We start from the raw sequence: 22,164 nt of genomic DNA, 5'->3' as shown, positions 1-22,164 counted from the left end.
ATATTTTAAGATTAGCTTACCTACTCTTTTGGAGCTATGAGCGATCGAGCCACTGAGACTAAGACCCTCGATCGGCACGAGTGCCGCGCCTGCGGCTACGTCTACGATCCGAAAAAGGGCGATCCTAAAATTGGCATTGCCCCGGGCACGGCTTTTGAAGATTTGCCCCAAACTTGGGTCTGTCCCGTTTGCGCAGCGCGCAAGTCGGCGTTTCAAAATCTCGGTCAGATGGAAGGGATATCGGGATTTAAGGCAAATCAGCGCTACGGTGTCGGTGTCAACGGCATGACCGAAGGTCAGAAAAGTTTGCTGATTTTTGGCGGCTTGGTCGTTGGTTTCTTGTTGTTACTTAGTATGTATGGTTTGCAGTAAGACGATTGTGAGATTTTGGCAACGAATTGTAATGTTATTGGCCGCTGCGCTCATCTGTACGAGTTGCAGCACGATCGGCTCCGTGAGTTACAACCCCTGGCAAGTGATTTCTTTGCCGACGAAAGCTAATTTGCAGGATATTGCCTTTACGGGCAATCCTCAGCACGGCTGGGTTGTGGGTTCGGAGGCAACTCTGCTCGAAACCTCCGACGGTGGCACTAGCTGGAAGTCTATAGCACTGGATATCGACGATCCGAGGTCGCGTTTTGCGTCGGTGAGTTTTTCGGGTTCAGAAGGCTGGATTGTCGGCCAGCCTTCTGTTTTGCTCCACACGAACGATGAGGGTAAATCTTGGACGCGGATTGCTTTGAGCAGTCAGTTGCCAGGTTCTCCGAGTACGATCGCGGCTTTGGGCCCGAATTCCGCCGAGATGACCACCGATGTGGGGGCGATTTACCGGACTTCTGACGGCGGCAAAAATTGGAAAGCTGTCGTGCAGGATTCTTTTGGGGTAGTTCGCAATATCAACCGTTCTGAAGACGGGCAGTATGTTGCGGTTTCCTCGAAGGGCAATTTCTACTCGGTGTGGAAACCCGGACAAGAAGCTTGGGAACCTCACAACCGCAACAGTTCTCGCCGCCTGCAAAATATGGGCTTTACCAAGGACGGGCGTTTGTGGATGCTCGCCCGCGGCGGTCAAATTCAGTTTAGCGACCCGTCCAATCCTGAAGGTTGGGGAAAACCGTTTTTTCCCGATCGCAAGGCGAGTTGGGGTTTGCTGGACATGGCTTACCGTACTGATAATGAAGTTTGGGTAGCCGGCGGCGGCGGCAATTTGCTGTGCAGTTTGGACGGCGGGAAAACTTGGCAAAAAGACCGCGAAGTTGAAGATGTTCCCGCTAATTTTTACAGGATTGTCTTTATGGGCCCCGATCGCGGATTTGTGATCGGCGCGAGCGGTACTCTACTTAAATATCAAGGTTCAGCGCAAGCTGCTTGATAGTAGAATATTAATAGAGATTGTCTGTCGATTTGTTGTTGAAAGGAGGATTCTAAATGGCTGGTACAACTGGAGAACGTCCGTTTGGGGACATTATTACAAGTATCCGTTATTGGGTAATTCACAGCATCACCATTCCGGCTTTGTTTATTGCTGGATGGCTGTTTGTGCAAACGGGTTTGGCTTACGATGCTTTCGGAACTCCTCGCCCTAACCAGTATTTCACACCGCAGCGGGAAGAAGTGCCGATTATCTCGGATCGCTTTGAAGCTAAGAAACAAGTAGATCAGTTCATTGCCAAGTAATTTAACAAGGATTTGGAAAAATGACGAGCAGAACCCCAAACAATGAGCCAATTTCGTATCCGATTTTTACGGTGCGGTGGTTGGCAGTTCATACTTTAGGTGTCCCAACAATTTTCTTTTTGGGCGCGATCGCAGCAATGCAATTTATTCAACGATAGGAGTTTACAATGCCTGAGCGCGTTCCTAATCCCAACGAGCAGCCTGTTGAGTTAAATCGGACTTCTCTTTATTTGGGTCTGTTGTTGATTTTTACTCTGGGTATTTTGTTTTCCAGTTATTTCTTTAATTAACTGGTGTCTGAGTTGGGTTTCGATAGTTCGATCGAATTTGTTTAGCTGTGAATTAGTGAGGTGATGGCTATGTTTAGTGAAAGTGGCAGAATTCCTTTGTGGCTGGTAGCTACTGTCGCAGGCCTCGGTGTTCTGAGCATTTTGGGTCTTTTCTTCTACGGTGCTTATGCCGGTTTGGGTTCTTCGCTGTAAGGAGAAGTAAGCTGATTTTCGGCTTTTAACCCCCCTTCAAAAAGGGGGGTTTTAATTATGCGAAGTTTATTGGTAAAGCTGGGATAAATGTTATCGAAAGTGTTAATTTTTCGGCAAGTTTATGATAATTTAATTCTCTGGTAAGAGCGGGATTTTTTGTGGTTGGGTGGAGATTCGCTCAATAAACGGATTCCGGGCAGGTTCACCAATAACCCCAAAATCGATCGCCACTAGCCGACTATCGCCTCAAGAGTGTGGACAGATCCTGAAATTAGCCAAAAGTTGCGAGTAGAATGGTGCAAGAGCCGATCGCTCGATCGTAGTGCACAGCGAAATATGACCCCACCGCAGCCGCCCCGCAAACCTCAAACCGTCTTGGGTGCTATTACCCAAGCAGTCCAGACTATTGCCAAGGTTAATTTTAACCAGCTAGCGCTGAAACCGAATGCCAAAGTACCCGAACTGTGGGTGCAGGATGCGGGTGCAGCTAAAGCTGAGGTTTATCCGCTGTTGGGCGATCGATATTTGTTAGGTCGATCGTCCAAATCTTCAGATATTGTAGTTCGCAATCCCGTTGTCAGTCACGTCCACTTATCCCTGTCGCGGGATACTCGGCGGCGGACTCCTTTTGTCATCAAAGATGAAGACTCCACCAACGGCATTTACAGCGGCAAAAGGCGAATTAAAAGTATGTCGCTGCGTCACGGAGACGTGTTCACTTTAGGCCCGCCGGAACTAGCCGCCGCTGTCAGAGTTCAGTACGTATATCCGCCGCCTTGGTATTTGGAACTTGTGCGTTACAGCTTTTACGGCGTTAGCGGAATTACCGCCTTGATTGCGGTTTTGGTAGGTATGGAATCGACCAAGTTTCACGTGCGGCCTCTGCCGAGAAGTATCAATGGCCCCGTGATTGTTTATGCCCGCGACGGGCAAACTCCGCTGCGTCCTCCTCAGAATAACGCTCACTTAGAATTAAAAAAATTGCAGGATTTTTCGCCCTATTTATCCAAGGCGGTACTTGCTTCGGAAGACAGCCGCTACAATTGGCATTTGGGGGTAGATCCGCTGGGCGTTTTGCGAGCACTTTTAACTAATGTTCGCGGGGGCGGAATTCGTGAAGGTGGTAGCACTCTGACGCAGCAGTTGGCGAGGAGTTTGTTTCGAGATTATGTGGGAACTCAAGATTCGGCGGGACGCAAGTTACGGGAAGCTGTAGTGGCTTTTAAACTGGAGAACTATTACAGCAAAGACGAGCTATTGCTGACTTATTTAAATCGCGTGTTTTTGGGAATAGACCTTTACGGTTTTGAGGATGCGTCTCGGTTTTATTTTGGCAAGTCGGCGAAGGATTTAACTTTGTCAGAGGCGGCGACTTTGGCGGGAATTTTGCCTGCGCCAAACAGTTTTAATCCGATTCAAAATTATCAGTTAGCGGTGCAGTATCGCGATCGAGTGATCGAACGGATGCGCGCACTGGGGACGGTTTCTCAGGAAGAAGCCGATCGCGCGAGGCGATCGCGAATTGAAATTAATCCCAAAGCTCGCGAATTTCTGCAAAGTACGATCGCTCCTTATTTCTACAGTTATGTATTTGACGAATTGGAGTTTTTGCTGGGGGAGCAGTTAGCCAGAGAAGGCAATTTTATTGTAGAAACAGGTTTGAATCCCGGCCTGCAAAAAGTGGCTGAAGCTTCCCTCAGAAATGCTGTAGAAAATGCGGGAGCCAATGCAGGTTTTTCTCAAGGAGCAGTGGTAACTCTCAATACTACAACAGGAGAAGTCTTAGCTTTAGTTGGGGGCGTAGATTATTTGAAAAGTCAGTTTAATCGGGCTACCCAAGCTTTGAGACAGCCCGGTTCTACATTTAAGATTTTCACCTATGCAGCCGCCCTAGAACAGGGAATCTCACCCGATAAAACTTATTCTTGCGAGCCGCTTTCCTGGGGCGGACAAAGTTACAGCGGCTGCGAAAGAACCAGCGGCAGTGCGGATATGTATCGGGGTTTAGCACAGTCGGAAAATGCAATTGCTTTGAGAGTAGCACAAGATGTCGGTTTAGACAATGTAGTGGGAATGGCGAGGCGTTTGGGGATTACATCTGAACTGCGTTCTAACCCAGGTTTAGTATTAGGTGAAAGTGAAGTTAACGTATTGCAATTAACTGGTGCATTCGGGGTTTTTGCGAACCGGGGTTTGGGGAATCGCCCCCACGTAATCAAGCGAATTATTGACAGCAGCGATTGCAAAGATCGAAATAATTTTAACAGTTGCCGGGTGATTTATGACTATCAAAAAGATGGCATTGCCAATCGGCAGTTAGTTTCTGAAGGCGTAGCGGATACCATGACTGATATGCTGCAAGGTGTTGTGCGGGGAGGTACGGGCAGCAGTGCTGCTTTGGGGTTGGGAGAAGCTGGAAAAACAGGCACGACTAATGATAATAGAGATTTGTGGTTTGTCGGTTATATTCCCAGTCAGCAACTCGTGACAGGAGTTTGGTTGGGAAATGATGATAATTCTCCGACTGGGGGAGGTAGTGCAAATGCCGCTCAGTTGTGGGGGGAGTATATGCGGGAAGTGGCGCGTTGAAATCATCAGTCATTAGTCATTAGTCATTAGTTAGTAGTTAGTAAGCGGTTGTGCATTTAAACTGTATGTTGAGGGCGGGCTTTCCTGCCCACCCTACAAGAGTAAAAGTTTATTTGACCGTGCAATTTAAATGCGGATTAGCTTAGTCATTTTACAAATGACTAATGACTACAGATGCAATATTGAAATTTATTCTACAGTCTGAGAAACTGAGCGAAAGCTAACGCTCAAGAGTGAGCAATGACATCAATACGTTATTGATTTCAGGACTGATTAAGGTTAACTGAGCGATGATTTTTTCAGGGCTTGGGTTGTTCGTCTCCAAAGCGATCGCACATATTTTCGTTGGTCGATCGCGTGCAGTACAATAAAGGCCAGGAAAGTATAAGCAATCCAGAAATGTAAATCTCCTGCAAAATCTACAACCGCTGCATTTTGAGGAAAGATATCTGGCAAGGTTGCCAGCCAGAAGAAAGGGACATTCCCGCTTTTATAGGAATTAGAGAGGAAAAATCCGCTCAGAGGAACCGCTAGCATAAACAGATAAATTGCCGTGTGCAGTAGAAACCTGCGAATCCACTCACCTGTAAACTTGGGGAGGCGGCGCGTATACTTACGCCACCAAACTCGCTGCAAAATGAAAATACGCCAAGTTAGCAATCCAATTGTCAACACCCCAATCGATTTATGCAAAGTATAAGAGTTGCCTCGTAATGGTGTATTGTCTGGCATTTTAACCATCCAAAATCCCCCAAGCAACAGCAGCAGATAACAGGTTGCCATCACCGCGTGCATTGACCATAATTGCTTGAAGGCTGAATTCGCTCTAGGCTGGGGCTTTGTCTCTTGCGGAACTAATTTGGAACTCATCTAATGCCTCCTAAATATTGAATTGTGTTTTGGTTCTGTCAGTCGATTTTAGACTTTAGACTTTAGATTTTAGATTGTAGATTTTATATTTACTCGACAGATGAATCTGGGAGCATGAATTAGGGTCTAAAATTTTTATATCTCCGCGATTTAAGTCGGGGGCTTGTCTCCATTTTTGGGCGCGGTCATTCAATATATGCAAGTTCTATAAATCTCAGATCGACCATTGATTTAAAAAAAAATTGTAGGTTTTTGGCGACTAAGGCAAAGGAGAAAATAGTTTATATTGCAGTACAGGAATCGAAACAAACAGTTATGCAACGGAACTTTGGAAAAAAAGCCTCAAAAAACGACCCAAAAAAATATTATCAAATTATCGCCTCACAACACGCAATGACTGCCAACAAACGGCGAGATTTTCCGCGCGCTTTCGCTGGCATCCAGTGCTGGACGCAAAACCCATGAACAACAGATGCTGCGATAGCTTTCATAATAGAGGGCGAAAGCTAACGCTCAAGAGCGAGCAATGACATAAATATGTCATTGATGCGTCCAAGAATGACATCGGAATGACATCGAGGGTGCGAACGTCCCCGGCGAGCCAAATCAGAGGGAGCGAAATCAAAGCGATCGAAATTAGAGCGCTTCTGACCCCATCCTCCCGCTTATTCTACAGTCTGAGAAACTGGCCGACAGCCAGACAATATCGAGTGCAAATTGACGACATTTCCGATTACTGCGATCGCAGGTGCTGCAAATCCAGTCGCCTCAACTTGCTCTACAATTGTACCCAAAGTCCCGATCAATTCTTCTTGTTCCGGCCGCGTTCCCCAGCGCACTAATGCTACGGGCGTTTCTGCACTCATTTCGGCTGCTGTCAACTGCCCGATAATGTAAGGCAAATTGTGGATTCCCATGTATACTACAATGGTTTCGGAGCCGCGGGCGATCGCCTGCCAATTTACCTCCGGTCGATATTTTCCCGCTGATTCGTGACCGGTGACAAAGGTGACAGAGGAACTGTACGATCGGTGTGTTAAAGGAATTCCCGCATAAGCAGGGGCCGCAATTCCAGAAGTTACGCCGGGCACAACTTCTACCGACACTCCAGCTTTTACCAACTCTTCCATTTCTTCGCCGCCGCGGCCGAAGATAAACGGGTCGCCGCCTTTGAGACGAACTACGATCGCATTATCTCCAGCTTTTTCTATCATTAACTGAGTTGTTTCGTCCTGCATTAACGAGTGACGGCCTTTGCGTTTTCCGGCATCAATTCGTTCTGCTTGGGGGTTGATTGCTGCCAAAATTTGAGGGCTGACTAAAGCGTCGTAAATCACCACATCCGCGCACTCTAACAGAGCTTTTCCCTTCAAGGTCATCAAACCCGGATCTCCGGGTCCCGCACCTACTAAATACACTTTGCCTAAAGACATTTTTCTTGCTTCCTTTACCTCTTCTGTGCCACTGCGGTTCATTTTTGAATTAAATCCCCAATTAAGTCTGCTAATTCTACACTTGCGCCTAGAGGATTTGCGAGATGAAGTTCCGCCGCAGGAAATTGCTGCTTTAGCTGTGCGACATTTTTGGCGATCGCATCTGTAATTCCTCCATTAAATAAGAAGTATGGCACAATCCCTATTTGCTGCTGTCCACCACGAACCAAACTGTCAATTTGCTCTTCCAAACTCGGCTTGACCGACCAATACGCTGTCTGTGCACCGAGTTGGCTGGCGATTTCCTCAACTGTCGAGTTACCTCCGGGGCGACGGCTGCCGTGAGATAATAAAATCCATTTTGGCCATAGCAGATTGGGGAGAAAAGTCACCTCTTGCATCTGACTTTTTACCAATTTTGTTAAGCCTGCTTTCTGGGAACCTAAATGCGGGCGCAATTCAATTTTTAGCTTGTTACCAAAAGTTTGTTGGGCAATTTCCACCTCTGCCGGTATGTCTTCGGCGACGTGAACTCCCGGCAATAAAAATACAGGCAGGATTTGCAATTCTGTCAGTCCCAGCGACAGGGTACGTTCGCCAAAACTGCAAATTTGTTCGTGCAGCGGTGCGGGCCCGAGTTCTAAGGTGGCGGTTGCTACTGCGGGGAACGAGTCACCCAAATTTTGAGAAAGCAGTTGACCTAGGTTTTCCAAAGCTAGTTGGGGTCTGGGGTCGCGGCTGCCGTGAGAGACTAATAAATAGGTCGATCGCAATTTCAATATGGATTTAATGTTAATGTTCGATCTGGATCTGGACTTGCGCGCACTAACTCAAGAAACCGGGTTTTTCCACGGTTGCCAGAGGCTGCTGCGAAGTATTTTCGTAAAAAAAACCCGGTTTCTGCTTGAGTCCGGGAGAGTTTCAATAACTATAACATTTTTTAGCCGATCGCTCTTCATAGTGAAGAGTAGGTTGGGTAGAGCTTCGCGTTACCCAACCTACTCGGCTACTGTGCTGCGAGGCTAATTGCGGAATATTCCGATTAAACTCTAGGGCCTGGTTCAGCAATGTATTGGAAAGTAGGTTCAGAGTTCCAAGGGCCGCGTTCATCCTTGCCATTTGTTGACAAGTTAAAGTAGAGATCCACAGTGGAATCTGGCGGAATATTGCCGAACAAAGGATCGGTGAGTTTACCCAACGATTCTAGGGCTTTCATGAACATTTGAGTGTGAGAAATTTCGCGAGTCAGCAGAAAATGCAGCGTCTTTTTCGTTGCTGCATCCGGTGCTAGTTTAATCAATTCTTCGTAGGTTTGGCGAGCTCCTGCTTCGGCAGCGACATCAGCGCGCAAATCGCGCACCACATCCCCGCCTTCGTTGATATAAGCTGCTGTCCAAGCTTGACCTTGGCTGTCTAACAAGTGTGGGCCTACGCCGCGCACGGCAAACAAAGTGCTTTTATAAGCTTCTGTTTGGTCAACGTTTTTGGTGTGCATTTCTATGAGTTGCCCCACCATTTCTAAGTGGCTGAATTCTTCAATGGCAATATCTTGGAGCATATCCTTAATCCCTGCATTTTCACAGTGAAATGACTGCACCCAGTATTGCAAAGCTGCTGTCAGTTCTCCGGTTGCTCCGCCAAACTGTTCTAGCAGCAATTGCGCAAAACGCGGGTTAGGTTCGTCTACTCTCACCGCAGACATTAATTCTTTTTTGTGAAAAAACATGGATCGGTACCTCTTTCTAGTTCTCTTGTTAAAGTCTGAAGGATTGCAGACTTTATCTGTGTTCGCCTTAATCCATTGTGCGACAAGCGATCGCACCGAGCCTCGGTCGATGGATACATCTAGCTCGACAAATTTCTCTGCTTTCAGGTAGAGTTTAAATATGAAATTTTACTTAGTGAGTCGGTAGACTAAATTACTATTTAGGAGCAGCTTTATTGTCGCACTCGGTTAATTTTGCTGACAGGGCATCGAGATGCCGCAGCCACTGAATGCCGCCAACCCAACTGCGAGAGGGGAGGTGTCCGATTGGTGCTTGCTGACTAAATTTAATCTGCCCTAAAGTATTAGCAGAATTGTAGGTTTGCCAGTTGACCAGATCGCAAAATCTGATATAATCTCCCTTAACGCTTTCGTAAATCTGCTTTTGGATGCTGAAGCCAAACCGACCTTGACTGTAGTGCAACCACAGACGATCGACTGTTTGCAAATCTTCGCAGGGTAGCTGGTAAATTTGGCTAATTTCTAGCTGAGTTCCCGGTGGCTGGGAAAGAGATTGACACATCAAGCCCCAAGTTTCGCGATCGGCTTCTTGCCACTTTTTGTTTGACAAAAAATCCCGCAATTTGGTATAATCAACTCCCCGTGCAGAAATCATGGTCGGCTCGATATTTGAAGTAACAGATAAGGAAAAAGTTTCTGCGGAATTGGGGACGGCATTTGTGGGTAAAATTGGAGAATCAGGAGTTTGTAGCGCGCTGAGATCGGTTGAGTTGTCGCTATGACTGAGAGTAGGAGCGATCGGCTTTTTCGGCGAAAGCAAATTTTGATGGCGAATATCTAAAGCTGCTTGGGTATCTTGCAAAACTTCCGCAGCAAAACTGTACCGCTGATTGAGATTAGTTTGCAGCAATTTATCTAAAATTTCGCCTAACTCCTCGCTAATACTCGTGGCTTTGGGGAGAAACTCGCGCCACCACCAGCGATCGTTGTTGCAGTCGTACATATCTAAGGGAGGAACTTGCGTCATCAGGCGAATGCAAGTAACACCTAAACTGTAAAGGTCGCTAGCAGGAAATACTTTGCCGCGCATTTGTTCGGGAGCTACATAATCTTGACTGCCGATGAGCGTTGCTGGACGGAGTATGGCTGTATCAGTCATTAGTTTGGCAATGCCGAAATCGATCAATACAAGTTTGTTGTCCGATTGGCGGCGGATAATATTTTCGGGTTTGATGTCGCGGTGAATGACGCGCTTGTCGTGGATAAATTGCAGCACGGGCAATAAGTCTTGCAGCAGTTGCCAAATTTCATCTTCATCGTAGACATTCTGGTCTAATTCTTGTTTAAGAGTCGATCCCTCTATAAACTCTTGAACTAAATAAATATGACCTTCTTGTTCAAAGCAGGCTAATAATGTGGGGATTTGCGGGTGTTTTCCGAGTTCGTCTAAACGGACGCCTTCTTGCCGAAATAATTCAACGGCTTTGTTGAAAATTGCGGGGTCACGGTCGTAAAAATAAAATTGCTTGACTGCACAGCGCGGTAAAGATGGGATGTCTTCATCAATTGCTAGGAAAGTTTTACCAAATCCGCCTCTACCTAAAAGTTCAATTGGGCGATATCGCTGTCTCAGCAACAGGTTAAAGCCGCAGTTTAAGCAAAATTTGGCGGTGTGGGAGTTTTGAGGATTTTGACATTCTGGGTTGACACAGTAGCTCATATCGATTTTAGATTTTAGATTTTAGATTTTAGATGGCGGACAAGACTTTTTTTTAAACGAACCGCGAAGACGCGAAGCGGCGCGAAGGAATAGGGAAGAGAGAAAAGAGAGAAGAGAGAGGGTTGACAACTGATGTAGTTCGAGATATTAGGCTATTTTAATGCGCTGGGTCGAATCGGGACGCTGCCAGAGCTGCTGAGTCCGGGCCGCGCGACGGCCCGGGCGCGGGATAGTTGCCGATCGCGCGGAGCGAAAATTGTGCTAAACTCTTACTGTGCTTGAAATTTGAGGCACAATCGATCTGTCCGGTTCAGGGACGCTCAGAAATATTTCAAAATATTTTTGCCTTACCCCTAGACTTGTGCTGAGATCTGATGCTATAGTTAAAAACATATGGCGAGTGTAGCCAAGTGGTTAAGGCAGTGGTTTGTGGTACCACCATTCGTGGGTTCAATTCCCATCATTCGCCCTTTTAATTCTGAACTGTTTAATTCGATCGCCCGTCGGCTGTACGGTAATTTGCGATCGTCGTAGGGTGTGCAGTGCACACCTTAATCTTTTTGGGGATTTAGCGGTTCTGTCGGTACAAGTTCTGATGTGCTAATCTTAAATCCAATCTAAAGTCTAAAATCTAAAATCTAAAATCAAAATATGCCATCTTTAGTAACAGAAGATTGGGGATATAAATTTAGTGGCGATCGCACAATTAATAAGTTTATTCGGGATATTGAAGGAGAAGCAGCTTTAGGGAAATATTGCGATTGGGAATGCAGAGAACGTGCGGAAATTCTGATGTCGGAGATAGCTGGCAAATCGCACAATCTGTTCTACGTGCGCCGCCAAAAGGTAAATGAGAGATTTTCGGAAGAAGAAATCTGGGAATTGCTGCTTGCTACGGATGGAGATGATTTTGAATTACCCCAATTGTTGCAAAAAGCCGATCGCACTTTGCGGTTGTTAGCAACTGTACGCTGTGAAGACGGAATTGGCGGTTTAAAACTGCTGGATGCTGGTTTGGTGGCGGTTCCCAGAGGGAGGAAAGATGGGTATGCTTTGCCGGTGCAGTTGCGACTTTTGGCTAACAGTAGATCGCCAATTCCTGCAAAGTCGATCGCCCGCGTCCAACAAATGCCATTTTGGGACGACAGACACATACCAACTACCGAACAGCTAAAAGTTTGGCATACTTTTTTAAATGTGGAAAAACGCATCGCGGAAGCGCGTCAATTTTGCGTGCCTTTCCGAGGACACAATTACGGTTCCGGCTTCAAAATCGTCACTTTTGAAATCGATCGTAATTCCGCAACTCTTGACGGCTACGAGGAAAATTTCTTAGAATTGGGCGACTTTCGCGAAAGGCTAAAAAAGGCACGAAATGAAGAAATTATCCTGTTTGATTCGCCGCCCGGAAGCAGAAGCAGCCGCGATGGAGAGACATTGGGCAGCATCGCTGAAATTGACTTTGAACATGGTAAATTACGCATTAAGTTAGATGTTGATTTAGGCGATCGCATGGCGGGCGGCAGATATCAACTGCCCAAACAAGGATTCTTGTATTTTGAGGCTGCGGGCGATATCAGTCAGATCGAACGCAAGAAAAAAGCTTTAAAAATGCTGACAGACGGGCGCGCTCAAAATCCCTATTTGAGCGAGTTTTTATTCGACTCTTCTCAGGCGAGAATGCCGGAAAAACTGATTAAATTGGATCGGGAAAACTTATTAAATCGCAATGCTAATGAGGATCAACTTGCCGCCGTAGAAACCGTGCTTTCGGCGCGGGATTTAATTTTGATTCAAGGCCCGCCGGGAACTGGCAAAACGACTGTGATTGCGGAGATTTGCTATCAAATTGCCCGTCAGGGCGGCAAAACGCTTATTGCTTCGCAAGCAAATTTGGCTGTAGACAATGCTTTGAGTCGGTTAGTTCACAATCCGGCGATTCGGGCTTTGCGGAAGGGAAAAGCTCATAAGGTGCAGGAAGAAGGGCAGCCGTTTTTAGAGGAAAATGCGATCGGCACTTGGCTGCAAAATACGGCGACTGACTGCGAACAAAAGCTCTCGCAGCGCCAAACGAATGTCAAATCTTTGCGCCAGTTGGTGGCAGAATCCGAGCGATTTACCGCCTACTTTGTCGCCGAGAAAGATTTTTTTAATGAACTAAAACACCTGCACGACAGTAAAGCAAATATTGAGGAAAAGTACAGCCAGCAAACAGCAGATTATGAACTGATTTTAACCGAGAAAAGCGAGATTGAATCTCTAGTTAGTGGTTTAGAAAATCTGCTGGATGCGCCTAAGCTCAACTGGGAATCTCCAGAAGTTGCCGAGTTTATGCCCCGACTAAAACCATATTCAGAAGGCAATGTTTTAGTAGAAAACTTTATGGCAAATGTTCGGATTGCCGCTAGCAATGCTACTCAAATAGGTTTCGATCGCCCTGCTTGCGGCGCGTTTGGGATTGGGGTTTGGCTGCAGGAAACTGTAGCAGCGCAAATATCGCAATTTAAGACAGCATTCGATCGCGCTGATGATGTTTGTCACGCTATGTCAACGGTTGCGGAGTCGTTGCGGGTGTCGCGGCAGATGTCGGATGCTGTGAATCAACTCGAATTGGGCGATCGGCAAAATCAGACACACCGCCACAATCTCGAACAGAAAATCAAGAATTTGGAACTGCGAAAAGCGGAAATTGCAGCCGTTGTCGTTGCCGTTGCACAATGGATTGAGACGGCAGATACGGGGCTCTATGAAGTTGTGAAAACTTGCTGGCAAACGGGCGCAATGCTGACGGATGATATGGTAGAATTGCCCGCAGGATTGCTGAAAATTGCCCGATCGCTCAAATTGCCGATCGTGCCGCCCAAATGCAAAATCAATTTGCCCGATTTAGATCGGTTGCAAAAGGCGATATCCCACGAAGAAAGCGCGGGTTTTAAGGACATACAAGGGCAACAGTTCCGGTTTAGCGAGTTTCTGCACCTAAATTTGAGTCAAACGCCGATCGTTCTCTCTGCGGGCGATCGTACACAGTGGCAGCAACTAGCCAAAGACTTCGCCAGCTACTCCCAAGTCAGCCCGAGTCAGCGCAAATTTATCATTGAAAAAGCTGGCACTTTCTTAGGTAGCATTCAACAATTTTACAGTAAATCCTTGCAGCCAAATCATATCCAGGCTACCTTCGATCGCCTAGTCAAAGAATTGCTGCACAGTATCCTCGCAAATGCGCGTCAGTGCGTGGTTCCCCTGAAAACCGAAACCGAACAGCAGCTTATAAAACAGCAACAGTTATTAGATAAAATCGGTCAAACCTTAAACCAGCAGCAAATATCCGCCGCTAAACTTCAGGTAGAAACAGCGCAGCAAGAGGCAAACTTAAAAATTAGCGAAGTTACTAATTTGTTGCAAGCAATTGTCCAACAGCCAAACGCACCTGAAAAATTGCGGATTTTATCCGAACAATATCTCGCCCAAAAATCCAATATTTGGGAGCAACCGCAGCAGTTTGTCAAGCAAGTTGAGGCTTGGAAAGCAAGCACGGTTCAGCTTGAAAAATCCATTGCTGACTTAGATCCTTTTGGGGTTTTGGAGACTCTCAAAAACAGTCTTGACGAGCATTTATCCCCGCTGCAAATTGCGGCTGCAACTTCGCAGCAGCAACTCGCACAACTTCAAGCAGAATTGAGCGAAATTACCGCTCAACTGCAACAGCAGCAACCAACAGCAGCATTACTTGTTGAGAGAAATTGGTGGGAGTCAGCATGGCAAACTATCCCGACTCAATACCAGCCAGAAGTTCCGAATACAGGATTATTCAGCGTAGCTTTTTTAAGTAAAATTAAGCGCCTCTTCAAAACTTGGCAGCGGAAATTAGAACAAGAAGAAACAGCACTAAATCGCTCTCAAACGTTTGTGACAGATTGGATTCAAAAACTCCGCAATCCATCAGAAAAAGACCGCAACGATTTAAAGCAAATTTATATTGACAATGCCAACGTAATAGGCATTACTTGCGTGCAAGCTGCCAGTTTCGATTTTACTAAAAACTTTCCCAGCTTTGATGCAGTCATCATTGACGAAGTTAGCAAATGCACTCCCCCAGAGTTGTTAATTCCCGCTTTGAAAGGCAGAAAGTTAGTATTAGTGGGCGATCACAGGCAATTGCCGCCGATGTTTAATCAAAGTACGATCGACGATATTGCTGAAGACATCGGCTGTACCGGCGACGAACTTAGCTTCATAAAAGAATCTTTGTTTAAAGTATTGTTTGAAAATGCCAGCGACAGCATCAAAAAAATGCTGACAACTCAGTATCGAATGCACCCGCAAATTATGGGCGCAATCAATCAGTTTTACCAGCAAAAACTCAACTGTGGCATTCAGGAAGCTGACACCAAACGCGCCCACAACCTCGCAGGTAGAATCATTCAAGAAAATAATCACATTCTGTGGGTGAAAACGCCGATCGGACAAGGGTTTGAAGAGGAAAAACAGGGTACTTCGCGGTTGAATATCAAGGAGATTGATGCGATCGAGCGTTTGTGCGAACAAATGGAGACAGCTTGGCGGCCCAAAGTTGCCGACGGTGAACCACCGAAAGAAATCGGAATTATCACTTTTTATGCTGCTCAATTAAATGCAATTAAAGACAGAATCGAAGGCGAAAGATTCCCTGCTTTGAGCATCCGCACTGGTACGGTTGACATATTTCAAGGCATGGAAAGACCTGTAATTATTGTCAGCACAGTGTGCAATAATGTTAGGGGCGATATTGGATTTGCTAAGGAACCGGAACGGGTGAATGTGGCATTTTCCCGCGCTCAAGAATTGCTGGTAGTTGTCGGTTGCCACGATTTATTTACCCAACAAACAGGTACTGTCGGAAAAATGTATCAGGAAGTTTCAAAAACGGTGCGTCACTGCGGAGGTTTTGTAGATGTTTCTAGCGTCCTCAACTAAAACAATTGACTCAAATTTAAGTTCGCTAGCGGAACAAATTGAGCAACAAAATCCGGGTTTGTCAGTGTTGGCGGCGCGTCAATTCCGCTTTGCGATCCGGCAAACTCCGCTGGAGGTGGCGATTAGCGAACCGCGCCAGTTTAACGTGTTGGAAGAGTTCATTTTGCGGGCGGGCGTTGAGTTTGAACCTGCGCCAACTTTGAAGGAATTGGCGGATTTGCTGGGGTTAGACGAGATTTTTGTGAAGACTGCGGCGGCGACTCTGGTTAGTTTGGAAAGCTTGGAGGTGGCTGAAAATGGGAAAATTGCGATCGCCCCGCAAGGCAGAGATTTTTTCGATAAAGGTGCGGTTAGTCGATCGCAAATTCAATCAATTTACGCCATTTCCGATCCGCTTAATCAAACTCTTACCTTTAAATTCGATGCTTTAGCGGCAGAAGCTGTCAACTTGCCAGATTTAGCAGATTTAGTATTGCTCGAACATAAAATTACCGACCTTGCGGATTTAAGTATAGCAGAAATCCAGCCGTTAATTCAAGCTTCCGGCTTAGGAATTCACGTCCCTGAAAACGGCAAAATTGTGTCTAATTGCGATGTCATCGGCGACGATTTAGATATTTGGCAAACAGTCTCGATTTTTGTGTTGTTAGATGCGATCGAAAATAAAACTACTATTCAAGTCCGACAGGGAAAGCAAATATTAGAAACAGCATCAAACCGACTCAACGAACTTGAATCTCAACAAAAACTTTCCTTGAACGACTTGTGCGAATCAATCCCCGACATCGCACAGCAAGAGTCAGAGACAATCCCCGTTCAAAAAACTCCCAAAAAGCCATCTACAGCACAAGGAAGAAAGAAGAAGGAAGAAGGAAAAAGTAAGAAGCAATAAAACAGGAATTATACCATGTCCGATCGAACTATCACAATAAGATTGGTTTGTAATGAAGACTAAAGCCTTCACTACAAATACTTTGATTGCGGATAATTGACCGAACACGATATTACTGAGCCTTAACGCATTTCAGTATCCGCAAAGTAGCCGCCGCCCCGTAATTCCTTTTTGCAGAATCATTCGGAGCAAACCGCCAATTTCGTTAACAGTGGCAGCAACAGAACAATAAGAAGACATTTGAGTAATAATAGAAGCAGCCCAATAATTCTGAATGTCTGAAAAAGTTTTAGACGGCTCTTTAGCAACTAAATTCGGCTGCATTCCCCGCGCCGACAAACCAAATTCCGCCGCTCGACGGCGCACCGCCATCAATTCAGCGCGAGTGACGGGCTGCGTAGGTTTAAAAGTTCCATCTTGATAGCCGCTAACTATCTTGTTGTCCCGCGCAAATAGAACTTTTCCGGTACTCCAGCGGGAAATAGGAAGGTCGCTATAGGGACGGATAGAAACATTGCTAGGAAATGTGATATTAGCATCTTGTATTCCTTTCCAGGATTCCAATACTAAAGATACCAATTGCTCTCTGGTAACAGCAAGTTGCGGTCGAAAGGTATTATTTTGAGAAAACCGGGCTACAAACCCAAAGCCCACAGCTTCTTTAATTTCGGAAGCGTAGATATCATCGGTAGCTATCTCCGAATTGTAGAAAAGCCAGTATTGCCTACGGTATTGGTATTTCCTGCGGTATTTCCTGCGGTATTTCCTGCGGTGTTGGCTGCGGTATTGGCTGCGGTATTGGCTGCGGTATTGGCTGCGGTGTTGGCTGCGGTATTGGTATTGGTATTGGTATTGGTATTGGCTGCGGTAAGGGCTGCGGTATTGCTTCGGTATTGCCTCCGGTATTGCCAATTGTTCCCGGTGCGGGTTGATTGGTAGTGAAATAAAAGTGACCTAATGTTCGGCCTTGGTAAGCTCTTTTACTCAAGTGCCAAGCAGGATCGAGACTGATTTTCATGAAGTCGTTAACATCGCCGTTTGTCCGACCGATAATCACCGAATCACCTTGGAAATCTACCGGAGTTCCCATTAATAGAACATTGCCATCAACACTTTCCAATGTCAGGCTGTATTTTAATGCTAAATCGGTGCCGGCCATGCGAATTGAAAAGCCGTTACTGTCTGTTGCGCGACCACAAATACCGGTGAAATCAAAAGTAACTAATAACGGATTAACTTTCACGGGATTAGAGCCGCTTTCGCTCCAGCACTGCCGTTTGTCAGATACCTGTTCTAAAATTAGCAATTGGTAGCCACCGTAAGGGCGGGGTTGGGCGATGACAATTACTCGGTCTTGGCTAATTTCGGTTTCGTCAAAAGTAAATGCTTTAGCCGAACCGATCGCCCCGAGTGTTAAAATTGCTGAACCTGCCAGTGCGGCCGCTGTTCGTACAAGTGAATATTTCATGATTTTTGCCTATTGGCTCCTTATTTGAATGAGACTTATCTAGAATATAAAAAAGTCGTGTTCTTTAGACAACAAGATAGGATTTTAGCATCTCTTGTTCCGGTGGTACCAAGCGATCGCACAACGACAATAAAATTGGTTTGTAGCCCGGTGAGGGCGGGTTTATAGATATTCTGGATGTGAATTACACATTCTTCGTGAGATCCGCCCCTACAAGTGTTATGGCTATTTTACCGAGGTACTTGATATTACTTGCGGGAAATTATCGCACTATCCGCAAAAAAAATGGTGCGTTAACCAAGTGTAACGCACCCTAAAACAAACATTCAAAAAGCGCCTTTCCTGTCTAGCGGAACATACTGCTAACAGAACTATCTTCGTGAATCCGCCAAATAGTTTCTCCCAGCAAATTCGCTACCGAAAGCACTGTCAACTGCTTAAAACGGTTCTCTTCAAGCACAGGAATTGTATTCGTAACAATTACCTCTTCCAACACCCCGCTAGACAAACGCTCGATCGCCGGAGGCGAAAACACCGCATGAGTAGCACAAGCATAAACCTGCCTCGCACCCTCGCGGCGCAACAATCTCGCGCCCTCAGAAATCGTGCCGGCAGTGTCGATCATGTCGTCCACCAACACGGCTGTTTTGCCCCTCACATCACCGATGAGGTTCATCACTTCTGCCACGTTGTGAGCTTGGCGGCGCTTGTCAATAATTGCCAGGGGAGCATCGCCAAGTTTTTTGGCAAAAGCTCTCGCCCTAGCAACTCCGCCAACATCCGGCGAAACCACAACAATATCCGTCAACTTCTTGCTCGCCAGATAATCCAAAAGCACTGGCGAACCGTAAACGTGGTCAAAAGGAATGTCAAAATAACCTTGAATCTGAGCCGAGTGCAAATCCATCGCCAAAATGCGACCGGCCCCAGCTTCAGTAATCAAATTAGCCACCAACTTCGCAGTAATCGACTCTCTTCCAGCCGTTTTGCGGTCAGCCCTAGCATATCCGTAATAGGGAATGACGGCAGTAATTTGTCTGGCCGAAGCGCGCCGACAAGCATCGATCATAATTAACAATTCCATGAGGCGATCGTTTACCGGACCACAAGTGGGCTGAATCAAGTAAACATCGCAACCCCGAATCGATTCTTGAATTTGAACGTAGAGTTCCCCATCAGCGAACCGCTTGCGAACCATCGGCCCCAAATCGATCCCCAGATAGCGAGCCACCTCTTGGGCGAGGGGAACATTAGCAGAACCGGAGAACAGCCGGAGACGGTCGTGAGCGGAAACCGGCGGCTCGGGAAGCGAAAGCGGTAAAGTAGCAGAACGGATCACAGCAGGCCTCTTGCAGGACGTTTATTCCACCGCTATCTTACCATCTGAAACTAGAAATATTCAGCCAATTCTTTGAGAGATTTAACTTTCGGAGCTGCCACAAGTGTGAAGTTAGGCGAACTGAATAGGACTTGGAGAAATATGTCCGATAAACCGGGTTTCTAGCCCACCTTCCGCATTTTCAACGGTCACAATCGGTTTTTAGTTATTTTTATCTAGCAATAAAGCTATAAATTATACTTTGATACCGTAGGTTAACCGATCAAAAACTTTTTAAAGGCATAATTTATTACTTTACTTTCGATCCGACATTCCGCACCCTCAACGGTCACAATCGGTTTTTACTTATTTTTATCCATCAATAAAGCTATAAATCGTACTTTAATACCGTAGGTTAACTGGTAAAAAACTTTTTAAAGGCATAATTTATCACTTTAAAGATAGAGTTTTCTGCGTAATTATACTATGTGACACCCCAGGCGGCGGAATGTGGGTTAAAGATAGAGTTTTCTACGTAATTGTGCTGTGCGATACCCCAGGGTGCGGAATCTGGGCTCTAGCGATATCATTACTGGCAGAAGTACGATCGCACTTCTGCCCCTACGTCTCAAAATTCTGGCGCGAGCCAATTTGGGGTCGAGGCTGGAAGTCTAGCCGCCCAAAATTCAGTCGAAGGCCGAAGGCATCCGGGTTTAATGCAATAAAAATGCCACCAACAGGCAATAAACTTGAAAAATACTGTAAAAAAAATTAAGAATCGGGAGCGCACTCCAGATTTTTGATATCGGGCAAAGCAAGGTAGAAATCGATGAGCTTAAGAGAACGCATTGACGCAGAAATCAAAGCAGCCATGAAGTCCAAGGACAAAGTTCGCTTGGAAACAGTTCGCGGCATCAAGAAATTTATTCTCGAAAAAGAAGTCAGCCTCCGTCCCTCCGGCCAAGACACGCTGACAGAAGCTCAAGAACTGGAAATTTTGATGCAAATAGCGAAACAGCGCCGGGATTCGATCGAACAATACCGCAAAGGCGGCCGCGAAGATTTAGTCGCACAAGAGGAGGCGGAGTTAGCAATTGTTGAAGAGTATTTGCCGCCGCAGATGTCAGACGAAGAGGTGAGTCAAGTCGTTGACGAAGTGATTGCTTCGGTTGGCGCTACTTCTGCAAAAGATATGGGCAAGGTGATGGGCAAGGCAATGCAGCAGCTTAAAGGCAAAGCAGACGGTAACAGAATTCAAGACATGGTTAAAGCAAAGCTTAGTCAATAGTCAGCAGTCAGCAGTCAGTAGTCAGTAGACAGTAGACATCTCCGATAAATAATCTCAAGCTTTATAGAGATGTATGGCTTAGGCCGAGGGGCGACAATTTATTAGGGCTAAGACCAAAAAACCCGGTTTCTACGAAAAATCGTGCATTTCTCCCTTGAGATATTGACGCAGAAACCGGGTTTTTGCTCGGATATGCGGGTTGCAACCTGTGTATTTTCGTGAAAAGACCCGGTTTCTCAGCATCCTTGCGTTCAATAATGTCAAAAAAATGTACAATGCTAATTTTGGTCGGGACTGGGGACTACAGACAGTGAAGTATGCTCAAGAGCATTAAAGACATAGCATTACTAAGTCTGTGAGCGATCGTCTATTTTTTAACAGTTTCTACTTAAACTTATGCAGCCACCTATTGCTATTGGAACTCTCCTACAAAACCGCTACCGCTTGGTGAATATTTTAGGTCAAGGAGGATTTGGCCGGACTTATTTAGTAGAAGATTTGGGGCGGTTTCAAGAACGCTGCGCCCTGAAGGAATTGATTCCGGTGCAAAGCGGGCCTTACGTTTTGGAAAAATCGAAGGAATTGTTTCAAAGAGAGGCGGCAATACTTTACCAAATTGGGCACCCACAAATTCCCCAGTTTCGGGCAATATTTGAAGAGAACCAGCGTTTGTTTTTAGTGCAGGATTACGTGGAAGGGATGACTTACCGCGAACTGATGCTCGATCGAACTTCAAATGGTCGCACCTTCACCGAAGCCGAAGTCTTGGTATTTATCCGGCAAATGCTGCCCGTACTGGCTCACATCCACGCCCGCGGCATCATCCACCGCGACATCTCCCCAGAAAATATCATCCGCAGGGAAAACGATCAAATGCCGGTACTGATTGACTTTGGAGTGGTGAAGGAACTCGCCACCAAAGTTCAGTCTCCCGAAGGAACAGCCCACGCGACAACTGTCGGCAAAATCGGCTACGCGCCGATGGAACAGTTGCAAAGCGGGCGGGCAACTGCCAGCAGCGACCTCTACGCTTTAGCTGTAACGGCGATCGTCCTGCTGACGGGCAAAGAACCGCAGGAATTGCTCGATCAAACCACGCTGCAGTGGAATTGGCAGCAGCGAGTGCAGGTGAACACGGGTTTGGCTTTGGTGCTGAATCGGATGTTGAGCCGGTCTCCGGGCGATCGATATCAATCTGTCAGCGAAGTCGCCCAAGCACTCGACAACCAAACTAATCCTAAGCCTAGCCAGCCAACTGTACCGCCCGCGCCAGCAGTAGTAGTGCCGACAAACCCTTCGCTAATAGCAACGGTGGCCGTGGGCCGGTCGCCGGAGCCAGCCGCCCAGAGTTCCCACCCCCAAAACCAGCCAGACCCGTTAATTGAGCCTGTTGGCGGCTCTTTTTGGGACAATCCCATCGCTGCGATCGGACTGCTGACGGGCTTAGTAATCTTGACTGGCTTCGGTTCCTGGGCCTTAGTAGGCTCATTTCTCAACAATTCGCGCCCCAAACCCACTCCGACACCGCCAGCACTTACAAGTCCGACGCCGACACTAACTCCGATACCAAACCCGCTACCTTTGCCAACCCCAACCCCGCAACCTTTGCCGATACCAAACCCAGAACCTTTGCCGGAACCAAGTCCAGAACCTTTGCCGGAACCAAGCCCAGAACCTTTGCCGGAACCAAGCCCAGAACCTTTGCCGGAACCAAGCCCAGAACCTTTGCCGGAACCAAGCCCAGA

The 22,164-nt window shown here is 46.5% G+C and carries 19 protein-coding genes and 1 tRNA gene; 12 read left to right on the top strand and 8 right to left on the bottom strand.

Translation table 11 applies throughout. From position 1 onward, the window contains the following. The first annotated feature begins 36 nt into the window (after window positions 1-36). From QUA20_RS01025 to QUA20_RS00995, 7 genes are all read left to right on the top strand, one after another. Window positions 37-372, top strand: coding sequence for a rubredoxin (locus tag QUA20_RS01025; protein ID WP_172190236.1), 336 nt, complete (start codon window positions 37-39; stop codon window positions 370-372). Beyond that, the gene (locus tag QUA20_RS01020) at window positions 359-1,372 is read left to right on the top strand and encodes a photosynthesis system II assembly factor Ycf48 (RefSeq protein ID WP_172190235.1); all 1,014 of its coding nucleotides are present in this window, start codon (window positions 359-361) and stop codon (window positions 1,370-1,372) included. The genes QUA20_RS01025 and QUA20_RS01020 overlap by 14 nt, the downstream gene beginning before the upstream one ends. A gap of 56 nt (window positions 1,373-1,428) precedes the next feature. Further along, window positions 1,429-1,677, top strand: a complete 249-nt coding sequence (gene psbE, locus QUA20_RS01015) for a cytochrome b559 subunit alpha (RefSeq protein ID WP_006635503.1) — start codon at window positions 1,429-1,431, stop codon at window positions 1,675-1,677. Window positions 1,678-1,697: 20 nt separating this feature from the next. Then, window positions 1,698-1,835, top strand: a complete 138-nt coding sequence (gene psbF / locus QUA20_RS01010; RefSeq protein WP_006635504.1) for a cytochrome b559 subunit beta — start codon at window positions 1,698-1,700, stop codon at window positions 1,833-1,835. Between the two features lie 9 nt (window positions 1,836-1,844). After that, window positions 1,845-1,967: a photosystem II reaction center protein L gene (locus QUA20_RS01005; RefSeq protein WP_172190234.1), complete on the top strand. Its 123-nt coding sequence runs from the start codon at window positions 1,845-1,847 to the stop codon at window positions 1,965-1,967. Window positions 1,968-2,036: 69 nt separating this feature from the next. Beyond that, window positions 2,037-2,159, top strand: a complete 123-nt coding sequence (locus QUA20_RS01000) for a photosystem II reaction center protein J (RefSeq protein ID WP_172190233.1) — start codon at window positions 2,037-2,039, stop codon at window positions 2,157-2,159. A gap of 336 nt (window positions 2,160-2,495) precedes the next feature. Beyond that, complete coding sequence (locus QUA20_RS00995) at window positions 2,496-4,748, top strand: transglycosylase domain-containing protein (protein ID WP_333184689.1); 2,253 nt, start codon at window positions 2,496-2,498, stop codon at window positions 4,746-4,748. 279 nt (window positions 4,749-5,027) lie between these two features. On the opposite strand, the gene QUA20_RS00990 is transcribed toward QUA20_RS00995, so the two are convergent. The 5 genes from QUA20_RS00990 to QUA20_RS00970 form a co-directional block, all read right to left on the bottom strand. Next, window positions 5,028-5,618 carry a cytochrome b gene (locus QUA20_RS00990; RefSeq protein WP_333184485.1) on the bottom strand — a complete coding sequence of 197 codons (591 nt, stop codon included), beginning with the start codon at window positions 5,616-5,618 and terminating at the stop codon, window positions 5,028-5,030. 665 nt (window positions 5,619-6,283) lie between these two features. Next, on the bottom strand, window positions 6,284-7,093 hold the full coding sequence (gene cobA / locus QUA20_RS00985) for a uroporphyrinogen-III C-methyltransferase (RefSeq protein WP_333184483.1): 810 nt from the start codon (window positions 7,091-7,093) through the stop codon (window positions 6,284-6,286). Beyond that, a complete protein-coding gene (locus QUA20_RS00980) occupies window positions 7,090-7,824 on the bottom strand; it encodes a sirohydrochlorin chelatase (protein ID WP_333184479.1) in 735 nt (244 codons plus the stop codon). The genes cobA and QUA20_RS00980 overlap by 4 nt, the downstream gene beginning before the upstream one ends. Before the next feature lie 269 nt (window positions 7,825-8,093). Next, window positions 8,094-8,777 (bottom strand): manganese catalase family protein, encoded by a 684-nt coding sequence (locus QUA20_RS00975; RefSeq protein ID WP_333184476.1) that lies wholly within the window; start codon window positions 8,775-8,777, stop codon window positions 8,094-8,096. Between the two features lie 196 nt (window positions 8,778-8,973). Continuing rightward, window positions 8,974-10,497, bottom strand: a complete 1,524-nt coding sequence (locus tag QUA20_RS00970) for a serine/threonine-protein kinase (RefSeq protein ID WP_333184473.1) — start codon at window positions 10,495-10,497, stop codon at window positions 8,974-8,976. Between the two features lie 396 nt (window positions 10,498-10,893). On the opposite strand from QUA20_RS00970, the gene QUA20_RS00965 reads away from it, so the two are divergent. From QUA20_RS00965 to QUA20_RS00955, 3 genes are all read left to right on the top strand, one after another. After that, window positions 10,894-10,966 (top strand) — tRNA-His (locus tag QUA20_RS00965). Window positions 10,967-11,148: 182 nt separating this feature from the next. Beyond that, on the top strand, window positions 11,149-15,453 hold the full coding sequence (locus tag QUA20_RS00960) for an AAA domain-containing protein (protein WP_333184471.1): 4,305 nt from the start codon (window positions 11,149-11,151) through the stop codon (window positions 15,451-15,453). Continuing rightward, the gene (locus QUA20_RS00955; RefSeq protein ID WP_333184469.1) at window positions 15,431-16,345 is read left to right on the top strand and encodes a hypothetical protein; all 915 of its coding nucleotides are present in this window, start codon (window positions 15,431-15,433) and stop codon (window positions 16,343-16,345) included. Before QUA20_RS00960 ends, QUA20_RS00955 begins: the two co-directional genes overlap by 23 nt. 132 nt (window positions 16,346-16,477) lie before the next feature. Here QUA20_RS00955 and QUA20_RS00950 read toward each other — a convergent pair whose 3' ends face one another. The 3 genes from QUA20_RS00950 to QUA20_RS00940 form a co-directional block, all read right to left on the bottom strand. Beyond that, window positions 16,478-16,924, bottom strand: coding sequence for an S-layer homology domain-containing protein (locus QUA20_RS00950; RefSeq protein ID WP_333184687.1), 447 nt, complete (start codon window positions 16,922-16,924; stop codon window positions 16,478-16,480). Between the two features lie 145 nt (window positions 16,925-17,069). Next, window positions 17,070-17,813: a DUF3747 domain-containing protein gene (locus QUA20_RS00945; protein ID WP_333184466.1), complete on the bottom strand. Its 744-nt coding sequence runs from the start codon at window positions 17,811-17,813 to the stop codon at window positions 17,070-17,072. A gap of 346 nt (window positions 17,814-18,159) precedes the next feature. Beyond that, entirely contained in the window at window positions 18,160-19,152 is a 993-nt protein-coding gene (locus tag QUA20_RS00940) for a ribose-phosphate pyrophosphokinase (protein ID WP_333184463.1), read from the bottom strand. A gap of 808 nt (window positions 19,153-19,960) precedes the next feature. On the opposite strand from QUA20_RS00940, the gene QUA20_RS00935 reads away from it, so the two are divergent. Both QUA20_RS00935 and QUA20_RS00930 read left to right on the top strand, forming a co-directional pair. Beyond that, the gene (locus QUA20_RS00935; protein ID WP_172193402.1) at window positions 19,961-20,419 is read left to right on the top strand and encodes a GatB/YqeY domain-containing protein; all 459 of its coding nucleotides are present in this window, start codon (window positions 19,961-19,963) and stop codon (window positions 20,417-20,419) included. A 396-nt stretch (window positions 20,420-20,815) separates the two neighbouring features. After that, window positions 20,816-22,164 (top strand): serine/threonine-protein kinase (locus tag QUA20_RS00930; RefSeq protein WP_333184458.1); only part of this gene is annotated, 1,349 nt, incomplete at its 3' end.

This window comes from Microcoleus sp. Pol7_A1, assembly GCF_036701085.1.
Lineage (GTDB): Bacteria > Cyanobacteriota > Cyanobacteriia > Cyanobacteriales > Microcoleaceae > Microcoleus > Microcoleus asticus.
This window is presented reverse-complemented; position numbering and strand designations above follow the sequence as displayed.

What these genes read in the sequence shown, in the direction of transcription:
- QUA20_RS01025 (WP_172190236.1), top strand. Translation starts at nt 37, where the DNA reads ATGAGCGATCGAGCCACTGAGACTAAGACCCTCGATCGGCACGAGTGC.
- QUA20_RS01020 (WP_172190235.1), top strand. Translation starts at nt 359, where the DNA reads ATGGTTTGCAGTAAGACGATTGTGAGATTTTGGCAACGAATTGTAATG.
- psbE (WP_006635503.1), top strand. Translation starts at nt 1,429, where the DNA reads ATGGCTGGTACAACTGGAGAACGTCCGTTTGGGGACATTATTACAAGT.
- psbF (WP_006635504.1), top strand. Translation starts at nt 1,698, where the DNA reads ATGACGAGCAGAACCCCAAACAATGAGCCAATTTCGTATCCGATTTTT.
- QUA20_RS01005 (WP_172190234.1), top strand. Translation starts at nt 1,845, where the DNA reads ATGCCTGAGCGCGTTCCTAATCCCAACGAGCAGCCTGTTGAGTTAAAT.
- QUA20_RS01000 (WP_172190233.1), top strand. Translation starts at nt 2,037, where the DNA reads ATGTTTAGTGAAAGTGGCAGAATTCCTTTGTGGCTGGTAGCTACTGTC.
- QUA20_RS00995 (WP_333184689.1), top strand. Translation starts at nt 2,496, where the DNA reads ATGACCCCACCGCAGCCGCCCCGCAAACCTCAAACCGTCTTGGGTGCT.
- QUA20_RS00990 (WP_333184485.1), bottom strand. Translation starts at nt 5,618, where the DNA reads ATGAGTTCCAAATTAGTTCCGCAAGAGACAAAGCCCCAGCCTAGAGCG.
- cobA (WP_333184483.1), bottom strand. Translation starts at nt 7,093, where the DNA reads ATGAACCGCAGTGGCACAGAAGAGGTAAAGGAAGCAAGAAAAATGTCT.
- QUA20_RS00975 (WP_333184476.1), bottom strand. Translation starts at nt 8,777, where the DNA reads ATGTTTTTTCACAAAAAAGAATTAATGTCTGCGGTGAGAGTAGACGAA.
- QUA20_RS00970 (WP_333184473.1), bottom strand. Translation starts at nt 10,497, where the DNA reads ATGAGCTACTGTGTCAACCCAGAATGTCAAAATCCTCAAAACTCCCAC.
- QUA20_RS00960 (WP_333184471.1), top strand. Translation starts at nt 11,149, where the DNA reads ATGCCATCTTTAGTAACAGAAGATTGGGGATATAAATTTAGTGGCGAT.
- QUA20_RS00955 (WP_333184469.1), top strand. Translation starts at nt 15,431, where the DNA reads ATGTTTCTAGCGTCCTCAACTAAAACAATTGACTCAAATTTAAGTTCG.
- QUA20_RS00945 (WP_333184466.1), bottom strand. Translation starts at nt 17,813, where the DNA reads ATGAAATATTCACTTGTACGAACAGCGGCCGCACTGGCAGGTTCAGCA.
- QUA20_RS00935 (WP_172193402.1), top strand. Translation starts at nt 19,961, where the DNA reads ATGAGCTTAAGAGAACGCATTGACGCAGAAATCAAAGCAGCCATGAAG.